The organism is Clostridium sp., from assembly GCF_036643715.1.
In the GTDB taxonomy this organism is placed as follows: Bacteria; Bacillota; Clostridia; order Clostridiales; family Clostridiaceae; genus Clostridium.
Genome location: NZ_JAVXRL010000005.1, coordinates 33943 through 56995 on the forward strand (window position 1 = coordinate 33943; position 23053 = coordinate 56995).

Consider the following 23053-nt stretch of genomic DNA (forward strand, 5'->3'; position numbering starts at 1 on the left):
TTGAATAATAAAGTAAAGAATAAAAATAGTGTTATTACGATGATTTTAATAGCAGCAATTACGATAGGGGTAATTGCTTGCTATCCACTTATAAAGAAGGAAATATTTAAAACCAATGAGCCTCTTTTACAAAATAGTTGGTTTTTGTCAGATTTAACAATAACAAATCATATAAACTATTTAGAAACTGTAAATAAAAATAAAGACAAGAAAATAAGTGCATTTGAGTTATTTTTAGAAGATAACAAAACTACGACTGATAAAGAGTATGAAGAAATTAATAATGAAACAAAGGAAGATTTTAAAGAATATATAAATTCAATGTACTCTGATGGAGTGAAATTTTATAATAATTTTAATGAAGGTATAATAGATTATTATATTTTTAATAAAGATACAAAGGTAACTTTAAGCAATATTGATTCTAACAATTGGATTGAAAATATATTAAAAGATGATAAATTATTAAGCACACCATATATAGTTGATTTTTATGAAACATATATAGTTATGAGTTATGATGAGAAAGGTATGGTTACTTTGAATTATATATGTGGGGATGAAAAGACTACTTCGCGAGATGACTACTTATATTCAACGGTTAATTATAATTACGTTATGAATGATGAAAGTTATAATTATAAACCAATTAAAAATACAGTTTTTATATATGGAATAAAGGATATTAATGCTCTTACTTATTTAAATACTGATTATTTAATATATCAAATGGATGCAGAAAAAATAGTATATAAGTATATACTTATAGCATTCGTTTTAGTAATTATACTTGGGTGTGTAACTAAATACGAAAAAGTAAAAGATAATTATATAATAAGAAAATTTTTAAATGTTTCTTTAGAATTAAATATGATAATTGGACTAATTTGCTTTATTACATTGGTATATTTGAGAAGTCTTATAATAGGTACAGTAAATGAAAATATAGCAAGTAATTTAAGCACTAATCCAGTTGGATTTGAACTTAGTAAAGTTCTAGTTATTTTAATAAACTTTGTAGCAATATTTATTTTATTATTTATAATGTTTTATACCGTGATTTTAATTAAGAAAATATTTAAATATAAAATTATAAAATATATTAAAGAGAATTCCATAATAGTTAGAAGTATTATTAGAATTTTTAAATATATAAAAGGAATTGATTTGAAAAAGAAAGATGAGAGAAGATTAATATTAATAATTTTTATAAATCTAGTAATAGTGTCAGCAATATGTGCTTTATGGTTTTTGGGGATAGTTGCTATGATTGTATACACAATTATACTTTATATTGTATTAAATAAGTATATGAATAAGATTTTTAACAATTATAATAAATTATTAGAAGCTACAGTTAAGATATCAGAAGGTAATCTAGAATATGAAGTAAATGAAGATTTAGAGCAATTTGAACCATTTAAGAGAGAATTATATAAAGTGAAGGAAGGATATAAGAAAGCTTTAAATGATGAAGTTAAAAGCCAAAAGGTTAAGGGAGAACTTATATCAAACGTTTCTCATGATTTAAAGACACCATTAACTTCTATAATAAATTACACTGAATTATTAAAAGATGAAAATTTGGATTATATAACAAGGAAAGAATATATTTATACATTAGATAGAAAGTCTAAAAGATTAAAAACATTAATAGAAGATCTTTTTGAAGTAAGTAAAGCTGAAAGATATGATGTTAAGCTTAATTTATCACGTGTAAATATTATATATTTATTAAAGCAAACTTTAGATGAATTAGAAGATAAGATAAAAGAATCTAATTTATTTATTAACTTGAATCTTCAAGAAGAGGAAACTATATTAGAGATTGATCAAAAAAGGATGATTAGAGTTTTTGAAAATCTTATAGTAAATATAACAAAGTATTCGCTAGAAAATACAAGAGTATATATAGATGCTGTAAAAGAAGAAGAACAGCTATTTATTATATTTAAAAATGTTTCTAAAGAAGAAATTTATTTTAATGAAGAATATTTACTAGAAAGGTTTGTAAGAGGAGATAAATCAAGAAATACAGAAGGTTCAGGGCTTGGCCTAGCTATTGCTAAGAGTTTTGTTGAATTACAGGGTGGAAATTTTGAAATTAAAGTAGATGGAGATTTATTTAAAGTTATAATTTCATTTAATTTAAAATAATATTTAAGTGGTTTTACAGGGTAAAACCACTTTTATTTGATCATAATTATTGGAATTATAATACTAATATGTTAATATTATGTTAAGGCGAATTTTAATGGGAGGTGTAGTGTGGTGTTAAAAAGGTTTAAGAGAAAAATTTCTGGAATTGTAATGATCATATCAATAATGATATTACTTTTTGGTGCAGTTAAAAATAACGAAACTTTTATTGTTTTAGGACTAGGAACATTATTTATTTCTAATTTAATTGATACGATAATAGACATGATTGAAGGAAAAGAAGATTTGAAGAAAAACAATTTAAATACAAAGGAAAAGATATATGAAAAGATAAATATTGATAGTATTTTAATAAATTCATATATTTTAATAATAATGGTTGTACTTTGTAGAGAGATTAATAGGAATTATAAAGAAATTAATGAATTAAGAGGTATTGGTGAAACTGATGGCATATTAAAGTTACATGAATCTAATAATATAATGTTTTGTTTAATTTTACTTACTTTTGCAATAATATTAATAAATATATATAAAATGATTAAGTTTAAAGATATAGTTTATGTCGATGGGATTTTTTTAGGGAATTGCAAATATATTACCTTTAAAGAAATTAAAAAGGTAGAGGTTAAAAAGGCTTTATGGAATAGTAGAAAAGCCCTATATATAAGTAATGATAAAGGAATAAATATATTAAAATGCAAAAATGAAGATTATATAAGTATTAAGAAACTAATTAGAAGAAATAAAAAGATACAAATAATTGAAAGTTTTTAATTGTAGGCTGTTACAAGTGAGTTATCACTTGTAACAGCCTTTAAACTTTTTAGGAGGCGAAATATGTAAAAAATTAGGTTAAATAAAATGTTGAATACATAATAAATAGGTGAGATAATTTAAATATAAACATACAAATTTTAACAAAATGCGTATGTTTATGAAAATAATTTGACAAAAGGGGATGTTTAAATTGAAAAAAAGGGGAAAATCTAAAAAACTTTTGTCACTAATGATAAGTTTCTTTATGTTTATGTCTATTGCACCAGTACAAGCTTTTGCTTTTGCAACTAGCAAGCCATCAGCTCCAACATTAACTCACGATCAGTGGGGCACAGATGTTGATGGTGACTATAATATCAAATGTAATCTTTGGTATGGTAGTAATGCGACAAGCTATAAGGTTTACGAAAAATTTGGAGCTAATGGAAAGTATGCAATGATAGAAGAAGGGAAACTAGAAGATAACACACCATCACCACAAGAGGTGATTATAAATGTAACAGGAAAAACTAATGTAGGAACTTACTATTATTATGCTGAATTCATTAATGAATTTGGTGCAACAAATAGTAATGAGTTATCAGTTATCGTTGGAAATAATGGTAACACAAAAATAGTTATCGATAAAATTGATGATAATGGAATACAAGCTCAATTCACAATTGGACAAGGAATAGAAGAGTATGAACTAAGCAATTCTAATAATAAGGATGCTCAGTTTAAAGTTATCTCAAATAATAGGGATGTTGTTAAAGCAGAAATTGTAAATGGAAATAAACTTAAAGTTTCTGGAATAAGCCATGGAAGAAGTGGATTGAAAATTGTTGATACAAAAACTGGAGATGAAAGACAGGTTGGAGTAAGGGTTAAAAAAGTAAATGGAGAACTTCCAGGAATGCCTGACTATGTTTCAATTGGACAAGTTTCAGAAGATAGAGAGGAAGATTTGAATTTCTGGAGAGATACAGATGAAGACTATACAAATAAAAGAACAGATGTAAGATATATTTATATGAATGGAGGTCCATTTACAGGCTGGAGGTCATGGACAACAGAAGATGGTGCAAGAGCTAAGACATATATAACAGAGAGTCTTAAAATGGGTATGGTACCATTCTTTGTATACTATAACATTCCAGATAATGAAGAAAGTTATGAAACCGATTTAAAACATATTAACGATAAAGAATATATGGAAGCATATTTTAAAGATTTAAAATTCCTTCTAGACATATGTAAAGAGTATGGCAAAGATGAGACAATAGGGATGGTATTTGAACCTGATTTTTTAGGTTACATGATGCAACAATCAGGGAAAAAACCTGAGGAAATATCAGCCTTAGTTGATTCAGTATACTCATCTGGAGTACTAGAAAAAGGAAAAGACCCTATATTTGAAAATAATGTAAAGGGTTTAGTGGAAGCGATTAACTATACAGTTGATAAATATTACAAAGAGGCTTACTTTGGATGGCAATTTAATATTTGGTCTTACTCAAGTCATGAAATACCAAATCAAGGATTGCTTCATAAAACAGAATCTCTTGGATGGGATGCTGGAAGAGAATTTATAAAACAAGTAGCAAAAGAGACAGCGGACTATTATTATAGTGCTGGTATAACATCTTATGGGGCTGATTTTATATCTATAGATAAATATGGATTAGATGGTGCTTTTGAATCGGGAGCAGCTGAAGATCCAGAGAAATCTAAGTGGTTCTGGAATGCAGATATTTGGAATAACTATCTTCTTTACACAGAAACACTTCATAAAGAAACAAAGTTACCTGTGGTATTATGGCAAATACCAGTTGGTCATATAAATGGTTCAGATTCGTTAAGTCCATATGATGGAGAGAAATTTAATGAATTAGAAAACAAAGCAGGTTACTATGAGGATTCTGCAACAACTTATTTCTTTGGGGATACATTTACTGGAGGCAATAGTAATAGAACTAATTATTTTGGTAAGAATGAAAGTAAAGATGAGAAGATAAAAGTTGAAGGTGATAAGATTACATGGGGTGACCATATTGAAGAAGCTAAGAAAGCTGGTATAGTGTCAATACTTTTCGGTGCAGGGGTAGGAGCTAGTACTGATGCAGTTGGTTCGCCTCCAACAGATGATTATTTCTGGATTACTAAAGCACAACATTATTATGATAACGTTGTTATGTTAGATAGTAATGAAAATGGAAATCCAGATAAGGATTTACCATTAGAGCCTACTATTGAGACAAGCGAAGTGAATAGTAATGGTAATTATGATATAAAAGTAAGAATACCTAAAGATTCAAAAGGTACAACATTTAAATTATATGAAAATGGAAAAATTATTAAAAGTGGAAATTTAAATAACAATGAAACTACAGTAACAGAAAATATTATAAACAAGCCAACAGGAACTTATATGTATAAAGCTGAGCTATTTAATGAGAATGGCTCAACTAGTAGTAGTATAATAACTGTTTATGTAAATAATAATGTAACGCCACCAGTTGAAGTTCCATTAAAACCTTTAATAAGTGTAGATAATAATAACAACAAAGGTGATTATGTAATTAATGCAACTATTCCTAAAAACTCAAAAGGAGAAACTTATAGACTATATGAAGATGGGAAAATAGTTAAGAGTGGAAGTGTTAGTATCAACGAGGAATCCTTTATTCATAAAGTTAAAAATAAGGAAAATGGAAGTTTCAAGTATAGAGTAGATCTTATTAATAAAGATGGCACTACTTCAAGTGATGAAATAGTAGTTGTTGTTAATAGAGATACTGCACCAGAAAGCGGAATTAAAGTGGACTTTGCAATAATTTCAGATTGGGGAAGTGGCGCTAATTACTCAATTACAATAACTAATAACTCAGGTAAGGATATTAATTCATGGGAGCTTATGTTTAAGTTTGATAAAAAGATATTATCAAATACTGATGGCGTTTTAACAAAGGATGGTGAGTATTATAAAATAACTAATAAACCTTGGAATGGAACAATAAAAAATGGGGACAAGATTACAATAGGTGGAAGTTGTGAAGGTAACACTGCCGGAATGAATATATATGATGTAACTGTAAAGTAAAATAAAGAGGAGTAAAATAGCATAATCTATGTTATTTTACTCCTTAAATTTTCAACTATGAGTTACTCCGCTAAATTTACTTAAAAGTTTAACAAATTCACGTTTAATAATAATATTAGAAATAAAAAATACAAGTAATGTATCTTCTTCATATATAAAGGCTACTCTACAATTTGTATAAGCGTCTAAAATTATTTTATATTCGTAAATAGTTTTATTGTGATACTTAAAATTATATGCAGTTTTAATTTTATGAGGCTTGTATTTTATTATTTCTGGAAGTTCTAGATAAATATTCTCCAATACTTTTGTTTTGAAATTTTCATTTTTATTAAAAAATTTTCTAAAAGATATATTATCTTCTATAATTACTTTTTTATCCATAGTATGCACCTTCTTAATTAAAATCTTAATTTAGAATTTTTATCTATAACTGAAAAATGAGCTCTATTACTTCGTGGAAATTCTCTTTTTTTAATTTCTTTTAAAAGTTTTGGTAGACTAGATATTGAAATATCTAAATAAGTAACATCTAAAAAACCATGTTCAATTATATTAACTTTATTATCTGATATTTTAGTTATTAATATTTTCCGGTCCTTTTTGAAAGTTCTTATATCTAAAGAGTCTCCAATATCTATGATTTTTAATTTTGATAGTGTCTTTGGGACAAAATCTTCAATAGGTATCATATTAAAAAACTCCTTTCATAGATTATTGCTTAATAAATATTATAGACCTTTACATACTTTATAAGAAATATTAATTACTTATAGTAATGATTGGATTAACTTATACTAAATAAAATAAATTAAACAAGCCGCATACAAAATGTATACGGCTTTATTAATATAACTAAAGTTATTTAAGTACTAAATTACAGATAGTGAACTATCTAATAAATCAGAAGCTTCAGAGCCACTAATATCTTTAATTAAACTGATTTCGTCAATTAAAAATTTTCTTGTGCTTTTAAGCATTTGATTTTCACTAGTATTTAGTGTATGACCCTTTTTGATTTCTGTAAGGTTATATACAACCTCAATGAAATCTTGTAAAGTTCCAGCCTTGAATTTAGCAGTATTGTTAAGGATTCTTTCCTTACAAGTACTATCTTTTAAGGCATCTACTGCATCAGCGAAACTTTCCATATGATTTAAAGCGTTATCTAAAGCTTCAGAATCAGTTATTGGTCGTATATTTGAGGCTGATAAGCGGTCAAGTGGCATCATAAGTTTAAGACTATTACTAATTAGGTGAATACTACAGTATTTTTTCATATTACCTAAAAACTCTTTCTCTTCTATACTATCAATGATACCGACACCTTGACTTGGATAAACAATTTTATCTCCTATATTGAACAAATAAAGCACCTCCATATATGGTTATATTATTATTATATCATATTAAATGTAAAATGGCGAATTTTATATTTTATCATAAAGTAAAAGTAGTGTCAATTATAAAATGGAAAATTTTTATTTAAATAAATTTACTATTTTTTCATTAATTGATTCTATATTATAAGAAGGTGATTTCTCTTCAAATAATGAGTATTTATTCTTAATTGAAATAATGTTATAAAGGGCTGAATTTAGCCGTTCTTGAGTGATAGTTCCGTTAAGAACAGCATTTTTTAATGCAAGAAGAACAGCTTTAGTATTTTCATAATTATGACATATTAAAAGAAGATCAACTCCTGCATTTATTGATTGAACAGATGCATCATCTAAAGAATAATTTTCTGCAATAGCGCCCATAGTCATATCATCACTAACAACTAGCCCTTTAAAATTTAAATCAGTTCTTAAAATATCAGTTACAATTTTTGAAGACATAGTAGCTGGATATTTATTATCTATTTTAGGAAGCATTATATGTGATACCATAACTGCATCACAACCTTTATCAATTGCATTTTTAAAAGGAATGAATTCAAAAGATTTAAGTCTGTTAATATCATTATTAACTAAAGGTAAATTCACGTGAGAGTCTACTGATGTGTCACCGTGGCCTGGAAAGTGTTTAACTACTGAAATAATATTTTTAGAAGTTAGGCCGAGCATTGTAGAAGTTCCAAGGTTAGATACAACATCTTTAATATTACTAAAGGCTCTGTCTCCTATTATTGGATTGTTTGGATTACTGTTTATATCTAAAACAGGTGCAAAGTCCATATTAAATCCGAAATAAGAAAGTTCTTCACCAATAATCTCACCAACTTTATAGCTTATAGTCTCACTATTTAAATCTCCAATATACTTATTACTTGGAAGCTTTTTTAGTTCTTTTGGCATTCTTGAAACTAAGCCTCCTTCCTCATCTACTGATATGAATAGAGGTAGTTTGTTACTTTTATTAACCTCTTTTAAATTCTTATTTAAAGATTGTAAAGTAGGGGCATCTAAAACATTGCGCCCAAATAAAATGACACCAGAAATCTTATCTTCTTTTATTAATTTTGTAATAGAAGAATCAGTACTAGTTCCGTAAAAGCCACTTACAACTAGTTGACCAATTTTTTCATCTAAAGACATACTATTAATAATATTTAATATTTTATCAAATTGAGTTACTTCTTTAGAATCAAGAAAATTATCTTTTGATGAAGTTCCATTAAAAATTAACAGTAAAAGAGAACTTAAGGTTATAAATAAAATGAAAAATTTTTTAGACATAATAATTCCTTTCAAGTATTTAATTGCTTATTATATTTATTTCCAATTTTAATGTTTTTTATTATAAATATATTCAAAAATAAAAATAAATGAAAATAATTATCAATAACTATTGACAATGTTAAGTAGGCAGGATAATATATAAATAATTAAATGAGATTAATTATCAGTTAACTATGGAGGGCATAATGAAAAAAAGATATTTAATCCCAATTGTTATTATATTATCTCTAGTATCACTATTTATAGGAGTTGCTAATATAAATATTTTCAGTATGGGACAAGATGAGATTAACATATTATTAATAAGTAGAATACCAAGACTTATAAGTATTTTAGTAGCTGGTTGTGGAATGAGTATTTGCGGTGTAATAATGCAGCAAATAAGTAATAATAAGTTTGTTTCACCAACTACAGCAGCCACAATAGATTCAGCGAAACTTGGAGTATTATTTTCTATAATACTATTTGGACAAGTTACTATGACACAAAAGATGATTCTAGCCTTTATTTTTTCCTTAATAGGAACTTTCATATTTATGATCATACTTAAAAAAGTTAAAGTTAAGAATACAATTTTTATACCTCTTGTTGGTATTATGGTTGGTAATGTAATTGGATCAATAACTGATTTCTTTGCTTTTAAGTTTAACTTAATACAAAATATGGGTTCATTTCTTCAAGGAAATTTTTCAAGCATAATAAAAGGAAATTACGAAATGCTTTATTTAAGTATTCCTATGGTTGTAATAGCATTTTTATATGTTCATAAGTTTACTATTGCCGGAATGGGAGAGGAAATGTCAACAAACTTAGGGCTTAACTATAAAAGAGTTACAAATGTAGGTGTTACTATAGTCTCTCTAATATCAGCCTTAGTTGTTATTACAGTTGGTACTATTCCATTTATAGGACTTATAATTCCAAATATAGTTTCAATATTTTCAGGGGATAATTTAGCTAAGAATATGCCGATTGTTGGACTCCTTGGAGCGATATTCTTACTTATATGCGATGTTATAAGTAGAATTATAATATTCCCATATGAAATACCAATAGATTTAACTGTTGGAGTTATAGGTGGAGTAATATTCCTATACCTAATATTTAGGAGGAATAAGTAATGAGAGAAAACAAAAAGAAAATAATTATACTTGGAATAGTAGCTATAATATGTATAGCATTATATATTTTGTATGGTTTAAACAGTAATAACTTTGATTATAATATTCAAAAGAGAATTCCAAAAGTAATTGGTATTTTAATAGCTGGAGGAGCTATTGCAGTTTCTTCAATACTGTTTCAAACAGTAACAAATAATAGAATAATAACACCTAGCATAATAGGATTAGATTCTCTATATGGGCTTATTCAAACATTTACAGTTTTCATTTTTGGATCAAGTTCTATAATGATGACAAATAGCACCGTAAATTTTCTAATTTCAGGTGGACTCATGGTTATATTTTCAACTATCCTTTTCAAAGTAATTTTTAATAAGGGTAAGGGGAATATATTATTTCTTTTATTAGTTGGAACTGTACTTGGGGGACTATTTAAAAGTGGATCAACTTTTATGCAAGTGTTAATAGATCCTAATGAATTTGATGCGCTACAAAGTAAACTATTTGCATCGTTTAGTTCAGTAAACACTAATATATTATTTATTGCTGTAATCATACTTCTTATAATTTTCGCATTTCTTTATGATGACATTAAGAAATTAGATGTTATGTCGCTTGGAAGAGATCAAGCTATAAATCTAGGAATAAATTATGATAAGTTAAGTAAAAAAATATTAATTATAGTAACATCACTAGTAGCACTTTCTACTGCACTTGTTGGTCCTATAACATTTCTTGGAATATTAGTCGTTAATTTAACTTATGAAATATTTAAAACTTTTAATCATAAGGAAATGCTATTAGGAGGAATAATAATAAGTGTACTTGCATTAGTTGGAGGACAATTTTTAGTAGAAAGAGTATTTAAATTTAATACAACTATTGGAATAATTATTAATTTTATTGGAGGAGTATATTTCATTTATCTTTTATTAAAGGAGAGCAGAGTATGATAGAAATTAAAAATTTATGTAAGTCTTATGGAGATAAAAGTGTAGTATCAGATGTTACGTTTAATATAGAAAAAGGTAAGATAACTTCATTTATTGGACCTAATGGGGCTGGTAAGAGTACAGTATTATCAATGATATCAAGGCTAATGGATATTGATTCAGGCGAAGTTTACATTGAAGGTATTGAACTTAAGAAATGGGATAGCAAGGAACTTTCTAAAAAGATATCTATACTAAGACAAAGTAACAATATAAATATTAGGTTAACTATAAAAGAGTTAGTTTCTTTTGGAAGATTTCCGTATTGCGAAGGAAAACTTAAGGAAGAGGATGAGAAGTTAGTTAATAGTGCAATTGAATATATGAAACTTAGTGATATTAGCGATAAGTATTTAGATGAATTAAGTGGTGGACAGAGGCAAAGAGCATATATTGCAATGATTATAGCTCAAGATACAGATTACATACTTTTAGATGAGCCTCTTAATAATCTTGACATGAAACACTCAGTTGAGATGATGAAACTTTTAAAAGAAATGGTACATGATCTTGGAAAAACAATAATTATCGTGCTTCATGATATTAATTTTGCATCTTGTTATTCAGATAATATAGTTGCTTTAAAGGATGGAAAGGTAGTTAAAAATAGTAAATCAGAAGATGTTATTAGAAAATGTGAGCTTTGTGAAATCTATGATATGGATTTTAATATAACAGAAATTAATGATAAGAGAATATGTGTATATTTTTAAAAATATAGAAGGAGAGATAATAATATGAATAAGAAAATTGGAATAATTGTTTTGGTAATTGTAATTGCTATGATTGGAGCCTTTGGATATTCTAAATTTGTAGAGGATAAGGATGTTTTTGGAGAGGAGAAAGAGACTGTTTTAGTAACTCATAGAAAAGGTGAGACTAAAGTACCTAAAAATCCTGAAAGAGTTGTTGTTTTAGATTTTGGTTCATTAGATATTATGCAAACAATAGGAAAAAAACCAATTGCTCTTCCAAAGTCAGGACTTCCAAGCTATTTAGAAGAGTACAAAGAAAGTAAGTACGAAGATCTTGGCACATTAAAAGAGTTTGATATGGAGAAAATTAATGAGTTAAAGCCAGATTTAATTATTATAGAAGGAAGACAAGAAAAATTTTATGATGAATTAAATAAAATTGCACCAACTATAATGCTTGGGACAGAAGGCTCAGATCACTTTGGTTCTTTAGATAGAAATATTAAGGCTATTGGAGCTATCTATGGTGAAGAAGGGAAACTTAATGAAAAGATAGAGGGTTTAAATAAAAGAATTGAAGCAGTATCAAAGAAAGTTTCTTCTAATAAGAAAACTGCATTAGTAGCGATGGTTAATGAAGGGAATATTAGTGTATATGGACAAGGGTCAAGATTTGGAACTATATATGATAAGTTTGGATTTACTCCAGCCGATGATAACATTGAAGTTTCAAGCCATGGACAAAATGTTTCGTATGAATATTTAGCATCAAAAAATCCAGATTATTTATTTGTTATAGATAAAGGAATAGTTGCAGGTGGTAATCAAAAGCCTGCTAAAGATGTTATTGAAAATGAATTAACTAAAAATACTAAGGCATATAAAGATGGCAATATTAAATATTTAAATACACAAGTTTGGTATTTAGGTGGAAGTGGAATTATGGCTACAGAAGCTATGGTAGAAGAGATAGAAAAGGCAATATAATGATTTGAAAATAAGGATAGTAATACTGTCCTTATTTTTATTTCCCTTATATATAAAAAATCCACTTAATATGTAGTATGTCCACTATAGGAGATTACAACACTTGGGTTATAATTATAATGTAAACATTTAACAAAAGGGGGTTATATTTATGGGGGATGGTCGCATTTTTTTAAAAGAAGTCATTTTAATACCGTTTAAGTGTGCTACTTTAGAATCAATAGTCATTATAATACAAAAAATATTTAGTGGATTAGCACCAACTTTAGAGATGATATCAATAGCAGCATTTTTAAATAAATCAATAGCTATTGCAGGTGGTAATGCTAATTATAATGAAATATATTTACCTATACTTACTTTAGTATCAGTTGTAGCAATCAATTGGATTTCTGAAAAATTGATTGGATTTGTAAATGTGAAATTAGAAATTAAATTAAAGAAACAGTATAGAGTTTCAATAACTGAAAAGATAGCAAAGTTAAAATATTCTTATATTGAAAATGAAGAAAGCTGGAACCTTATATCAAGAGTTTCAAAAGAGCCTGAGATTATTATTAAAAATGCATTTAACTCATTATTATCTATGGTAGCTTTAATAGTTAGAATTATTGGTATTTTAGGAATATTATTTTATTATGCTTGGTGGGCAGCAATCATTATACTAGTTCTTTCTTTACCGTTATTTATTTTGGCAATAAAAGGTGGAAAAGCTATATATGAAGTAACAAAAGGAGTAGCAAAAGAGAGAAGAAAGTCAGATTATATAGGTTTAGTATTAACTAATAGGGAATTTGTAGATGAAAGGACATTGTTTGAGTATGGAGAGGGACTTAGTAATAAGTGGATCGGTATTTATGAGAATGTTAGAAAACTAGAATATAAAGTTCAAAGGGATTGGAATATTAAATCTAGTTTAGGTAGTCTTATGACATCGATGATATCTATTATAATTTTATTTATATTTTTAAAACCTCTTGAGGCAGGCACTATAACAATTGGAGTTTTCATTTCAATTGGTTATGGAGTTATGGATTTAATTAAAGATATGTCATGGAGATTATCAATGTTAATTGAGGAATTAACTAAAAATAAGGAATACTTTAAAGAGGTTAATGAATTTTTTTCATTAGAGGAAGAAGGTGGAGCAATTGACCTTCCAACTAATGATGTGAACTTAGATAGTTTAGAATTCAAAGATGTTTCATTTAAATATCCAGGAACAGATAATTATATATTTAAAGATTTATCTTTTAAAATTGAAAAAGGAAAACATTATGCAATAGTAGGTGCTAACGGTTCAGGTAAAACAACATTAACAAAACTTATAACAGGTCTTTACAATGAATTCGATGGAGATATATTAGTTAATGGTAAAAGTATAAAAAGATATACTCAAAGTGAACTTAAAGGACTAACTTCTGTTGTATATCAAGATTTTGCTAAGTATTTCGTATCAGTTAAAGATAATATAGCACTTGGAAATATTAATTCTATGGATGATAGAGAATTTGATTATGCTATTAAAGATGCTACTAAAACTATTGAAATTGATGAGAAAATTAATTCTCTTAAAAAAGGTATTAATAGCAATTTAGGAAAACTTAAAAAGGATTCAGTTGATTTATCAGGAGGTCAATGGCAAAGAATAGCCATGGCAAGATCAATTGTAAGTGATGCTGAACTTCGAATATTAGATGAGCCAACATCAGCATTAGATCCTGTAAGTGAAAGCAAAGTTTATGAGAACTTTGAAAAGATAAGTAAGAATAAAACTACAATATTTATAAGTCATAGATTAGGTTCAACTAAACTTGCAAGTGAAATATTTGTTATAGAAAATGGAAAGCTTGCAGAGAAAGGTTCTCATAATGAACTTATGGAACTCAATGGAGTTTATAAAAATATGTATGATAGTCAAAAGGAGTGGTATGCGTGTTAAAGAAAGATAATAACATATCTACATTACAAGTATTTAAAAAAATATTGCCAATGGTTATTAAGGCAACTCCTTTTAACTTTTTACTTATGATTATTTTGGGAATAGTCGGAAGTATCTTTATGGTAGGAACAACATTTGCAACTGAAAAGTTTTTTAACTCAGCAACCGATTTAGCAAGTGGCAAGACAACAATAAAAGTTACAATTATTGCAGGACTATTTTTAGCTTTTATATTTATAGCTTCAAATATAATAAATGTTATGATCAATTTAAATGGTAATAAATTATTTAATGTAGCAGCTGGATATATAACTAACTTTGTTAATAAGAAAGCTAGCAAAATTGAACCAATTAACTTTGAAGTAACAGAAACTTTAGATGATATTAATAAGGCTCATCAAGGGGTTATGGGAGGAATACAACTAATTGGTGTATTAGGAATGATAATTACAACATATGTACCATACTTTGTTTTTATGGGAATATATTTATATAGTTTAAATCCAATACTTATTTTTGCTATTTTGTGTGCATTTGTTCCTGTAATAATAAATGAATTTATAAAAGTTAAACTTTTTGCAAATCTTGAGAATGAATCTGCAAATACGAGAAGAGAGTTTGAATATTATGAAAAATGCATAATTGACAAAGAATACTTTAAAGAAACTAGATTGCTTGGAGCTTTTTCTTATTTTAATAAGAAGTATAAAAAATCTTTAGATATTTTAAGTAAGAAAATATGGAAGGCTGAGAAAAAGACTAATTCACTTGAACTATTAATGAAATGTTTTACTCTTGTAGGATATGGAATAATTTTATTTTTATTATTTATTAGTTTAATGGATGGTAAAATAACTATTGGTGCTTTTGGTGCCGTTTTATCATCAGTTGGAATGGTATTTATGTTAACAGAAGAGGCTATTTGTATGCATATAGGAAATGTATCAAGAAATTTTGGAGCAGTAAAAAATCTTATTAATTTCTTAGATTTAGAAGAAAGAGGAGGAAAGGACGTTGAATTATTAGAAGCTCCTGAAATTGAACTTAAAAATGTTTCTTTCTCTTATCCATGTAGTGAAAAGCTTAATTTAGATAGTATTAATTTAAAAATAAATGCAAAAGAAACTATTGCTATTGTTGGTGAAAATGGAGCAGGAAAAAGTACATTAATGAGAGTTATACTTGGATTATATCTTCCAACTAAAGGTGATGTAATTTATGATAATTACAACACTAAAGAAATTAGTCAAAAATCAATTTTTAGCAAATCATCGGCAGTGTTTCAAAAGTTTCAAAAATATAAATTTTCTTTAGCAGATAATATATCTATTAGTGATATTGATAGAGTAGATTTAAATAGTATAAAGGAAAATTTAAAAGAGGTTGATGTTGATCTAAATAGAGAGTGCTTTACTGATGGGTTAAATACAATGCTATCTAGGGAATTTGATGGAATAGATTTATCAGGAGGACAGTGGCAAAGAATAGCTATTGCAAGAGGTCTATATAATTTTAATAATATAATTGTATTAGACGAACCAACAGCAGCTATTGATCCTATAGAAGAAGGTAAAATATTTAATAAATTCAAAGAGATTTCTAAAGATAAAACGGCTATTATAGTTACCCACAGAATGGGGACTGTAAAGATCGCAGATAGAATTGTAGTTCTTGATGATGGGAAAATTAGTGAAGTTGGAAGTCATGAAGAAATAATAAATAAAAATGGTAAGTATAAAGAAATGTATGAAGCACAAAGTAAATGGTACAATTTCTAAATGATATGTAAAACCACATCTATTATAGGTGTGGTTTTATTTATTTTGATACTAATATTTATAAAAGACTAAAGGGTTTTAAGAAATTTTTTAACTATAACTGATGTGAAAATAGCTACAAATACTATTCCCATAATTATTTGTATAGCTGATACTACATAACTAGACCCGTAGGGGGTTATATTACCGTAGCCAACAGTTGAAAATGTTACGATACTAAAGTGAATACATGTTAAAAAATCAGCTATTATTTGGGAAACGGGAGTTGATAATATAGTTGAAATAGAATACTTTATCACTCCATTTCCATCAAGAGAAAGTCCACAGAACATATAAGCTAAACTTGTAGATAAAATAAATATTAAAAACCAAAGGAGGAATCTACTCATTCTATCTCCAAATCCACACAAACTCCAACTTATATAGAATATAAACCTATCTAAAAAGTTCTTTTTAGTTTTCATTGAAAAATAATTATATAAATATGTATATTCAATAGCTAACTCATCATTAATATTATTTTTATTAAGTAACTTGCTTAGAGTAAAATACATTTTAGATAAGTTCTTATAAAAATCTATACATTCTTTTGGTGTTTTCTTTTTACATATTTTATTTATTTGTCTAATACCTTTGAAACTAATATAAATTTCATTATCAACATCCCAAATATCAAAAACATTATGAAATTCTAATTCGTAATGTTCAATAGATTTTATTGATAGTTTATTAATATTTGAATTAATAAAATTTACTGAATAGAAACCACAGTTATTAAATATTGAATCTGGAATATCACAGGAAGTAAAGTTGCTAGAAATTAATTTACATTTATCAAATAATAAATAAGCAGCAAAGCAATTGTTAAATGAAATACTAAGCATGCATTCAATAAATTCGGTACAAGTATTTTGAACTATATGACTATTATTAATGCAGTTTGTCTCAGCACCTCTAAAGTAACAAGATTTAAATATGAAATTACCACTAGTAGTTGTACATCCATTAAATATACAACCATAAAAGTGACAGTCGCTAAAAACTATATTATTAAAACTGCAGTGATCAAATTTAACAAAGTAAAATTCAATATTGCTAACTGTTATATAATTAGATTCACTTAATGCATATGCTTTACCAAAGTATAGTTTTTTAAAACTTACAAACTTATAACACTTATATGTAAAATTTGAATGGATTTTTAAGCTATTGTTATTATGTATTGTTTGATTAAATAGTTCACTTTCATTTGCATGTTTTCTTTGCAATAATGTATCTTTTTTCTTAGAGTATAAATTATCTCTGATTTTCCTAAGTTCAATTATTTTATCAGTTAGCTCAAGGTCACGTGCTTTATAATTAACGCTCATTATTGCCCCCCTGTATATAAAGATATTTAATAGCATTAGTATTTACTTAGTATATAAACATTATTCGAAAGTGTTTCTCTAAGTAATAAATTAAACTTAAGTAAAATATAATGTTTGTAAGCAATATTAAAACTGGGGGGAGTATGGAATTTATAAAAGGGGTATTAAATCTATATAAGGATAAAAGTGACTTTTTCTTAGAACTAATATTTGAGCATTTAATGTTATCTACTATATCAATAATTATTGCAGCTGTAATTGGTATTGCACTTGGTATATTAATTACAGAAAATAAGAAATTATCTCCATTAATAAAAGGCATTACAAATTTCTTATATACAATACCATCAATTGCGATTTTAGGATTTTTAGTATCAATATCAGGAGTTGGTAATATTACTGCAATTATAACGTTATCCATATATGGCCTTCTTCCAATGGTAACTAATACAAATGCAGGAATTTTGAATATTGACAATAATATAATTGAAGCTGGCAGGGGAATGGGGACTACGAAATTTCAACTTCTATATAAAGTTAAATTACCTCTTGCAGTGCCAGTTATATTTTCAGGATTTAGAAATATGGCAGTTATGACAATAGCTCTTTGTGGTATAGCATCATTTATAGGGGCAGGAGGTCTTGGGGTTAGTATCTGGAGGGGTATAACTACTAATAATACTGAGATGACTATAGCTGGTAGTATACTAATTGCACTTATAGCTTTAATTGTAGATGGCTTATTATCTAAGATAGAAAAATATCTAAATTATAGAACATCAAATAGAAGAAATAAAAAAATAAACGTAACATTCAAAATGAAGTTAGTAGCAGTATGTATTTTAGTAATATGTATATGTTTATTTATAGTAAATTCAGTTAAAGATGATAATAAACTTGTTATTGCATCAAAGCCAATGACAGAACAATATATTTTAACAGAAATAATAGGACAGTTAATAGAAGACAAATTGGATATAGAAGTTGAAATAAAGAAAGGGATTGGTGGAGGTACAGCAAATATACATCCTGCGATTGTAAAAGGTGAAATTGATATTTACCCAGAATACACAGGTACTTCATGGGAATATGTACTTAAAAACAAACCTTTAGATGATAATGACAAACTTTATGATGAACTAAGGAAAGATTATTTAAATAAATATAACTTAAACTGGTTAAACCTTTATGGTTACAACAGTACTTATGCAATAGTAATGAGAACAGATACATGTGAAAAATATAATATTAAAACATATTCTGACCTTGGAAGATTAAGTGATGAATTAATCTTTGGTGCTGAATATGATTTTTACGAAAGAGAAGATGGATATGATGCTATATCAAGACTATATGAATTTGAGTTTAAAGATAAGCTTGATTTAGATATGGGACTTAAATATGAAGCACTTCATTCAAGAAAAGTTGATGTAATAACAGCTTCAACAACGGATGGGAAACTTATTGATAAGGAGTATACTGTGTTAGAAGATGATAAAAGGTTTTTTAAAGACTATTTTGCTGGAACTGTAGTAAGAGAAGAGGCTTTATTAGAAAATAAAGAACTAGCTGATATATTAAATTTGTTAGAAGGAAAGATAAGTGAAGAAGACATTATAAAAATGAACTATGAGGTTGAAGTGGATAAAAGAGATGATAAAGATATAGCTAGGGAATTTTTAAATAATAAAGGGCTTATTGATTAATAGGAGGGGGAAATGGAGAAGACTATAATAAAGTTTAATAATGTAACTAAGGCTTATGGTGATACTGGTGTATTAAAAAACTTTAACTTGGAAATTGATAGAGGAGAGTTTATAACTTTAATTGGAAGTTCAGGAAGTGGTAAGACTACAACACTAAAACTTATAAATGGGCTTTTAAAGCCAGATAGTGGAGAAGTTATTATTGATGGAAAAGATATATCAAAAGTAAATATTTCAGATCTTAGAAAAAATATTGGTTATGTAATCCAAGGAATAGGACTATTTCCTCATATGACAGTTTCTAAAAATATTTCATTTGTACTAGAACTTGAAAAGAGGGATAAGGATAAAAGTCGTAAAAAAGTATTGGAACTTATGGATATTTTAGAATTAGATGAAGAGTTAATAGATAAATATCCAGATGAATTAAGTGGAGGGCAAAAGCAAAGAGTCGGTATTGCAAGAGCCCTTGCATCAGACCCATATATTTTGCTTATGGACGAACCTTTCGGAGCAGTTGATGAAATTACTAGAAAGTCGCTACAAGATGAAATATTAAAAATACAAAAGAAGTTTAATATGACTATATTTTTTATTACTCACGATATTAAAGAGGCTTTAAAGCTAGGAAGTAAAGTTGTAGTAATGAAAGATGGAGAAATAGAACAAATAGGCATTCCTAGTGAAATTAGGGAAAATCCTAAAAGTGATTTTGTAAAAAAACTTATTGGAGAATAATAATCATCTTTTTGATGATTATTATTCTTTACAATAAAACAATGTTACGTTATAATGAGATAAACAAATGATATGAAGGTTAAAAAAGGCATAAAATATAAATATGTTCTTTTTTTTATAATAAGTTATAAAACAATGTTACGTTAAAGGAGGAGTATAAATGTTAAATAATATGGATATAGCAGGCAATGGTACTGTAGGCAGTGGAGAGTACGATAGAATTACTATTTCTGGAATGGGAAAGGTAGTGGGTGATATTAAAAGTAAAAGCTTAGATGTATCAGGTCTTGGCAAGTCAATTGGAGTAATAAATTCAGAAAATATGAATATATCAGGTAAATTTACAACTTATGCATTTATTGAAAGCACTAAGCAAATTGAAATAAGCGGTTGTATAACTTGTAAGGATGGAATTAAAGGAAAAGATATTAGAATTAATGGATATGCAAAAGTATTGTCTAAAATTCAGTTTGATAATTTAGAAATAAATGGTGTTATCAAAGGTTTAAATGGAGCAGAGGGAAGAAAATTCGTATCTGAAGGGGTAGTAAATATTGATGGATTACTTTCAGCAGATTATATAAATATTAACATGTTTAAAACTTCTAAGATAAAGGAAATCGGCGGAGAAGAAATAGTTGTACGAAGAAGAACACATGGGGGGGTTAGTGAAATATTTTTCAAAGGTAATCTTGTAAGTGATCTAATAGAAGGTGATAAGATTTATCTTGAAAGAACAAAGGCTAAAGTAGTTAGAGGTGGAGATATAACTATTGGAATTGGATCTGTAATAGATAGAGTTGAATATAGTAAAAATTTATCTATTAATGATGGCGCTATAGTAAAAGAAAAAATATTAATCGGATAGGAGATATTAATAATGAATGAGTATAATGATTTGAAGATATATGGTGATGGAGTTGTATGTAAAGGAACTTATAATAATATAAAAATAGCTGGTTCTGGAAGAATAATGGATGACATCAGTGCAAAACTTTTAAAAATTTCTGGATCTTGCAAAAGTGAGAAAAGTATTGAGGCAAATGAGATTAAAATAAATGGTTCTTTTATTTCAGATGGGGAGGTTAATTCAAGTGACTTATTTAGTATAAATGGTTCTGCACGAGTTTTAAAAGGTAACTTTAAAAATAATACTATAGTAAGAGGAGAATTAAGTATTAAAGAAGATTCATCCTTTGAAAATATAGAAGTAATGGGAGAACTACGTGTTAATGGAAGTTTTGAAGGTACATCTTTTTATGGGTGGGGGGCAATAAATATTGATAATTTACTTTCTGCTGATAATGTAGAAATAATTACGTATAGAAATTGTAATATAAAAGAAATTGGTGGAGAAAAGATAAGCATAAGAAATAATGATAGTAAAAGAATTTTAACTAGAATATTTACCCCTTATGGTAGAGGAGATGTTATGTGCGACTGCATTGAAGGAGATACAATATTTCTAGAGAACACCATATGTAAAGTTGTGCGTGGCGAAAATATTACTATTGGAAAAGGATGCAAAATTGATAGAGTAGAATATTCAAATGAATTAACGGTAGATGATAAAAGTATAGTGAGGGAAAAGATATGCATGAAGAATTAATTTCAAAAAAAGATTTATTAATAGATACAGAAATATCATATGGACAATTATATAGATGGAAGAGGAAAAATATAATTCCAGAAGAATGGTTTATTAAGAAGAGTGTTTCAACAGGGCAAGAAACATTTTTCCCAAAAGAAAAGATATTAGATAGAATTAAGCAAATAATAGAACTTAAAGATGAATTATCATTAGATGAATTAGCTGAAAGATTTTCAAATCCAAATATAGAAAATATATCTCTATTAAGAAGATATATTATTGAAAATGGTGTTGTAAGTTTAAATGTATTAGAAAAATTCGAGGGGCTTATGGGTGAGTATAAAGTATATAATAGTAGCAAATTATTTGAACTATTTCTTTATGATGAACTAATAAATACAGCTCTCTTAAATATTAATGAAGTGAATAATATAGTAAGTGGAAGTTCTGATGCTTATAATAACCTTAAAGGCGAAGAAGTACTTTTAATTAAGAGAAAACTTGGGGTTTGTTTTTACTATGTTGTTTTTAGTGGTGAAGAAATATTTAAGGATAATGATGCAAAAATAATATATGAAGTTAAAATATGTGATATCATTAATAAAATTAAAAAGTTTGGTGTATAATGGTAAAGAAAATAACTTTAAGTAGGTGGTATTATGATATTTAGAGGAGAGCTTAAACAAAATTCAAAAGATCAGTTGAAAGGTAGATGGGGCCTAGCTATTTTAGTAACATTATGTTTTGGATTAACTACAGGAATGTTAAAATTTACAACTGATGTAGATGATATAAATACAAGGTTTGCAATTACAAGTGGAATAATTGGAATAATTGGCTTTATAATTGCAGGACCTATAAATGTAGGCTTTTCAAAATTCTTATTAAAATTCACAAGAAATGATGACAGTGCAACTATAGGAGATCTTTTTTCACAATTTAAGATTTTACCTAAAGCACTATGCTTATATTTATTAGTAACAATAAGTATAATAATTGGAACTTTTCTTTTTATAATTCCAGGAATAATAGTTGGATTAATGTTATCTCAATGTTATTTTATTTTAGCAGAAGATAATAGTAAGTCTATTACTGAATGTATGAAAGAAAGTGCAATGATTATGAATGGTTACAAATGGGATTATTTTGTTTTACAACTTAGTTTTATAGGCTGGTATTTATTAGGGATATTTACTTGTGGCATAGGGCTTTTATGGGTAGCACCATACTACTCAGTAACAACAGCCAATTTTTATTTAACAATTAAAAACCGTTAATAAATTTAAGAAGATTTTGATACTTAGATGTATTAAGATCTTCTTTTTTGCATTTATTTTAAATAAATGTTTATCATACGTTTAAAATGTTATTCATTTAACAAAAAAATACATTGTTTAAATTAACCAATAGTAAAAATACCATTAAAT

General features: G+C 27.0%; 20 protein-coding genes. 15 read left to right on the forward strand and 5 right to left on the reverse strand.

From position 1 onward, the window contains the following. The 3 genes from RSF37_RS02825 to RSF37_RS02835 all read left to right on the forward strand — a co-directional run bounded on the left by RSF37_RS02825 (position 1) and on the right by RSF37_RS02835 (position 6022). Positions 1-2157 (forward strand): sensor histidine kinase, encoded by a 2157-nt coding sequence (locus RSF37_RS02825; protein WP_332562871.1) that lies wholly within the window; start codon positions 1-3, stop codon positions 2155-2157. A gap of 114 nt (positions 2158-2271) precedes the next feature. Beyond that, a complete protein-coding gene (locus tag RSF37_RS02830; RefSeq protein WP_332562872.1) occupies positions 2272-2937 on the forward strand; it encodes a hypothetical protein in 666 nt (221 codons plus the stop codon). A gap of 193 nt (positions 2938-3130) precedes the next feature. Then, on the forward strand, positions 3131-6022 hold the full coding sequence (locus RSF37_RS02835; protein ID WP_332562873.1) for a cellulose binding domain-containing protein: 2892 nt from the start codon (positions 3131-3133) through the stop codon (positions 6020-6022). 51 nt (positions 6023-6073) lie between these two features. On the opposite strand, the gene RSF37_RS02840 is transcribed toward RSF37_RS02835, so the two are convergent. The 4 genes from RSF37_RS02840 to nagZ form a co-directional block, all read right to left on the reverse strand. Continuing rightward, entirely contained in the window at positions 6074-6406 is a 333-nt protein-coding gene (locus tag RSF37_RS02840) for a hypothetical protein (RefSeq protein WP_332562874.1), read from the reverse strand. A 17-nt stretch (positions 6407-6423) separates the two neighbouring features. Next, complete coding sequence (locus RSF37_RS02845) at positions 6424-6714, reverse strand: hypothetical protein (RefSeq protein ID WP_332562875.1); 291 nt, start codon at positions 6712-6714, stop codon at positions 6424-6426. Between the two features lie 180 nt (positions 6715-6894). Then, on the reverse strand, positions 6895-7398 hold the full coding sequence (locus RSF37_RS02850) for a CarD family transcriptional regulator (protein ID WP_332562922.1): 504 nt from the start codon (positions 7396-7398) through the stop codon (positions 6895-6897). Between the two features lie 105 nt (positions 7399-7503). Further along, positions 7504-8703, reverse strand: a complete 1200-nt coding sequence (gene nagZ, locus RSF37_RS02855; RefSeq protein WP_332562876.1) for a beta-N-acetylhexosaminidase — start codon at positions 8701-8703, stop codon at positions 7504-7506. Between the two features lie 188 nt (positions 8704-8891). On the opposite strand from nagZ, the gene RSF37_RS02860 reads away from it, so the two are divergent. The 6 genes from RSF37_RS02860 to RSF37_RS02885 all read left to right on the forward strand — a co-directional run bounded on the left by RSF37_RS02860 (position 8892) and on the right by RSF37_RS02885 (position 16221). Next, positions 8892-9827: an ABC transporter permease gene (locus RSF37_RS02860; protein ID WP_332562877.1), complete on the forward strand. Its 936-nt coding sequence runs from the start codon at positions 8892-8894 to the stop codon at positions 9825-9827. Then, positions 9827-10780, forward strand: a complete 954-nt coding sequence (locus tag RSF37_RS02865; protein ID WP_332562878.1) for an iron chelate uptake ABC transporter family permease subunit — start codon at positions 9827-9829, stop codon at positions 10778-10780. Before RSF37_RS02860 ends, RSF37_RS02865 begins: the two co-directional genes overlap by 1 nt. Then, complete coding sequence (locus RSF37_RS02870) at positions 10777-11532, forward strand: iron ABC transporter ATP-binding protein (protein ID WP_332562879.1); 756 nt, start codon at positions 10777-10779, stop codon at positions 11530-11532. The genes RSF37_RS02865 and RSF37_RS02870 overlap by 4 nt, the downstream gene beginning before the upstream one ends. A 24-nt stretch (positions 11533-11556) precedes the next feature. Continuing rightward, the gene (locus tag RSF37_RS02875) at positions 11557-12501 is read left to right on the forward strand and encodes a siderophore ABC transporter substrate-binding protein (RefSeq protein WP_332562880.1); all 945 of its coding nucleotides are present in this window, start codon (positions 11557-11559) and stop codon (positions 12499-12501) included. A 151-nt stretch (positions 12502-12652) separates the two neighbouring features. After that, positions 12653-14443: an ABC transporter ATP-binding protein gene (locus tag RSF37_RS02880; RefSeq protein WP_332562881.1), complete on the forward strand. Its 1791-nt coding sequence runs from the start codon at positions 12653-12655 to the stop codon at positions 14441-14443. After that, positions 14437-16221: an ABC transporter ATP-binding protein gene (locus RSF37_RS02885; protein WP_332562882.1), complete on the forward strand. Its 1785-nt coding sequence runs from the start codon at positions 14437-14439 to the stop codon at positions 16219-16221. Before RSF37_RS02880 ends, RSF37_RS02885 begins: the two co-directional genes overlap by 7 nt. Before the next feature lie 68 nt (positions 16222-16289). On the opposite strand, the gene RSF37_RS02890 is transcribed toward RSF37_RS02885, so the two are convergent. Beyond that, a complete protein-coding gene (locus RSF37_RS02890; protein WP_332562883.1) occupies positions 16290-17591 on the reverse strand; it encodes a pentapeptide repeat-containing protein in 1302 nt (433 codons plus the stop codon). A gap of 143 nt (positions 17592-17734) precedes the next feature. Here RSF37_RS02890 and RSF37_RS02895 point away from each other — a divergent pair, with 143 nt between their 5' ends. The 6 genes from RSF37_RS02895 (at position 17735) to RSF37_RS02920 (ending at position 22903) form a co-directional block, all read left to right on the forward strand. After that, on the forward strand, positions 17735-19297 hold the full coding sequence (locus RSF37_RS02895) for an ABC transporter permease/substrate-binding protein (RefSeq protein ID WP_332562884.1): 1563 nt from the start codon (positions 17735-17737) through the stop codon (positions 19295-19297). 12 nt (positions 19298-19309) lie between these two features. Further along, positions 19310-20035 carry an ABC transporter ATP-binding protein gene (locus tag RSF37_RS02900; protein ID WP_332562885.1) on the forward strand — a complete coding sequence of 242 codons (726 nt, stop codon included), beginning with the start codon at positions 19310-19312 and terminating at the stop codon, positions 20033-20035. A gap of 160 nt (positions 20036-20195) precedes the next feature. After that, a complete protein-coding gene (locus RSF37_RS02905) occupies positions 20196-20903 on the forward strand; it encodes a hypothetical protein (protein WP_332562886.1) in 708 nt (235 codons plus the stop codon). A 12-nt stretch (positions 20904-20915) separates the two neighbouring features. Beyond that, on the forward strand, positions 20916-21644 hold the full coding sequence (locus tag RSF37_RS02910) for a hypothetical protein (protein WP_332562887.1): 729 nt from the start codon (positions 20916-20918) through the stop codon (positions 21642-21644). After that, positions 21629-22252 carry a DUF4004 family protein gene (locus RSF37_RS02915; RefSeq protein WP_332562888.1) on the forward strand — a complete coding sequence of 208 codons (624 nt, stop codon included), beginning with the start codon at positions 21629-21631 and terminating at the stop codon, positions 22250-22252. The genes RSF37_RS02910 and RSF37_RS02915 overlap by 16 nt, the downstream gene beginning before the upstream one ends. Before the next feature lie 33 nt (positions 22253-22285). Further along, positions 22286-22903 (forward strand): DUF975 family protein, encoded by a 618-nt coding sequence (locus RSF37_RS02920; RefSeq protein WP_332562889.1) that lies wholly within the window; start codon positions 22286-22288, stop codon positions 22901-22903. Positions 22904-23053 lie beyond the last annotated feature (150 nt).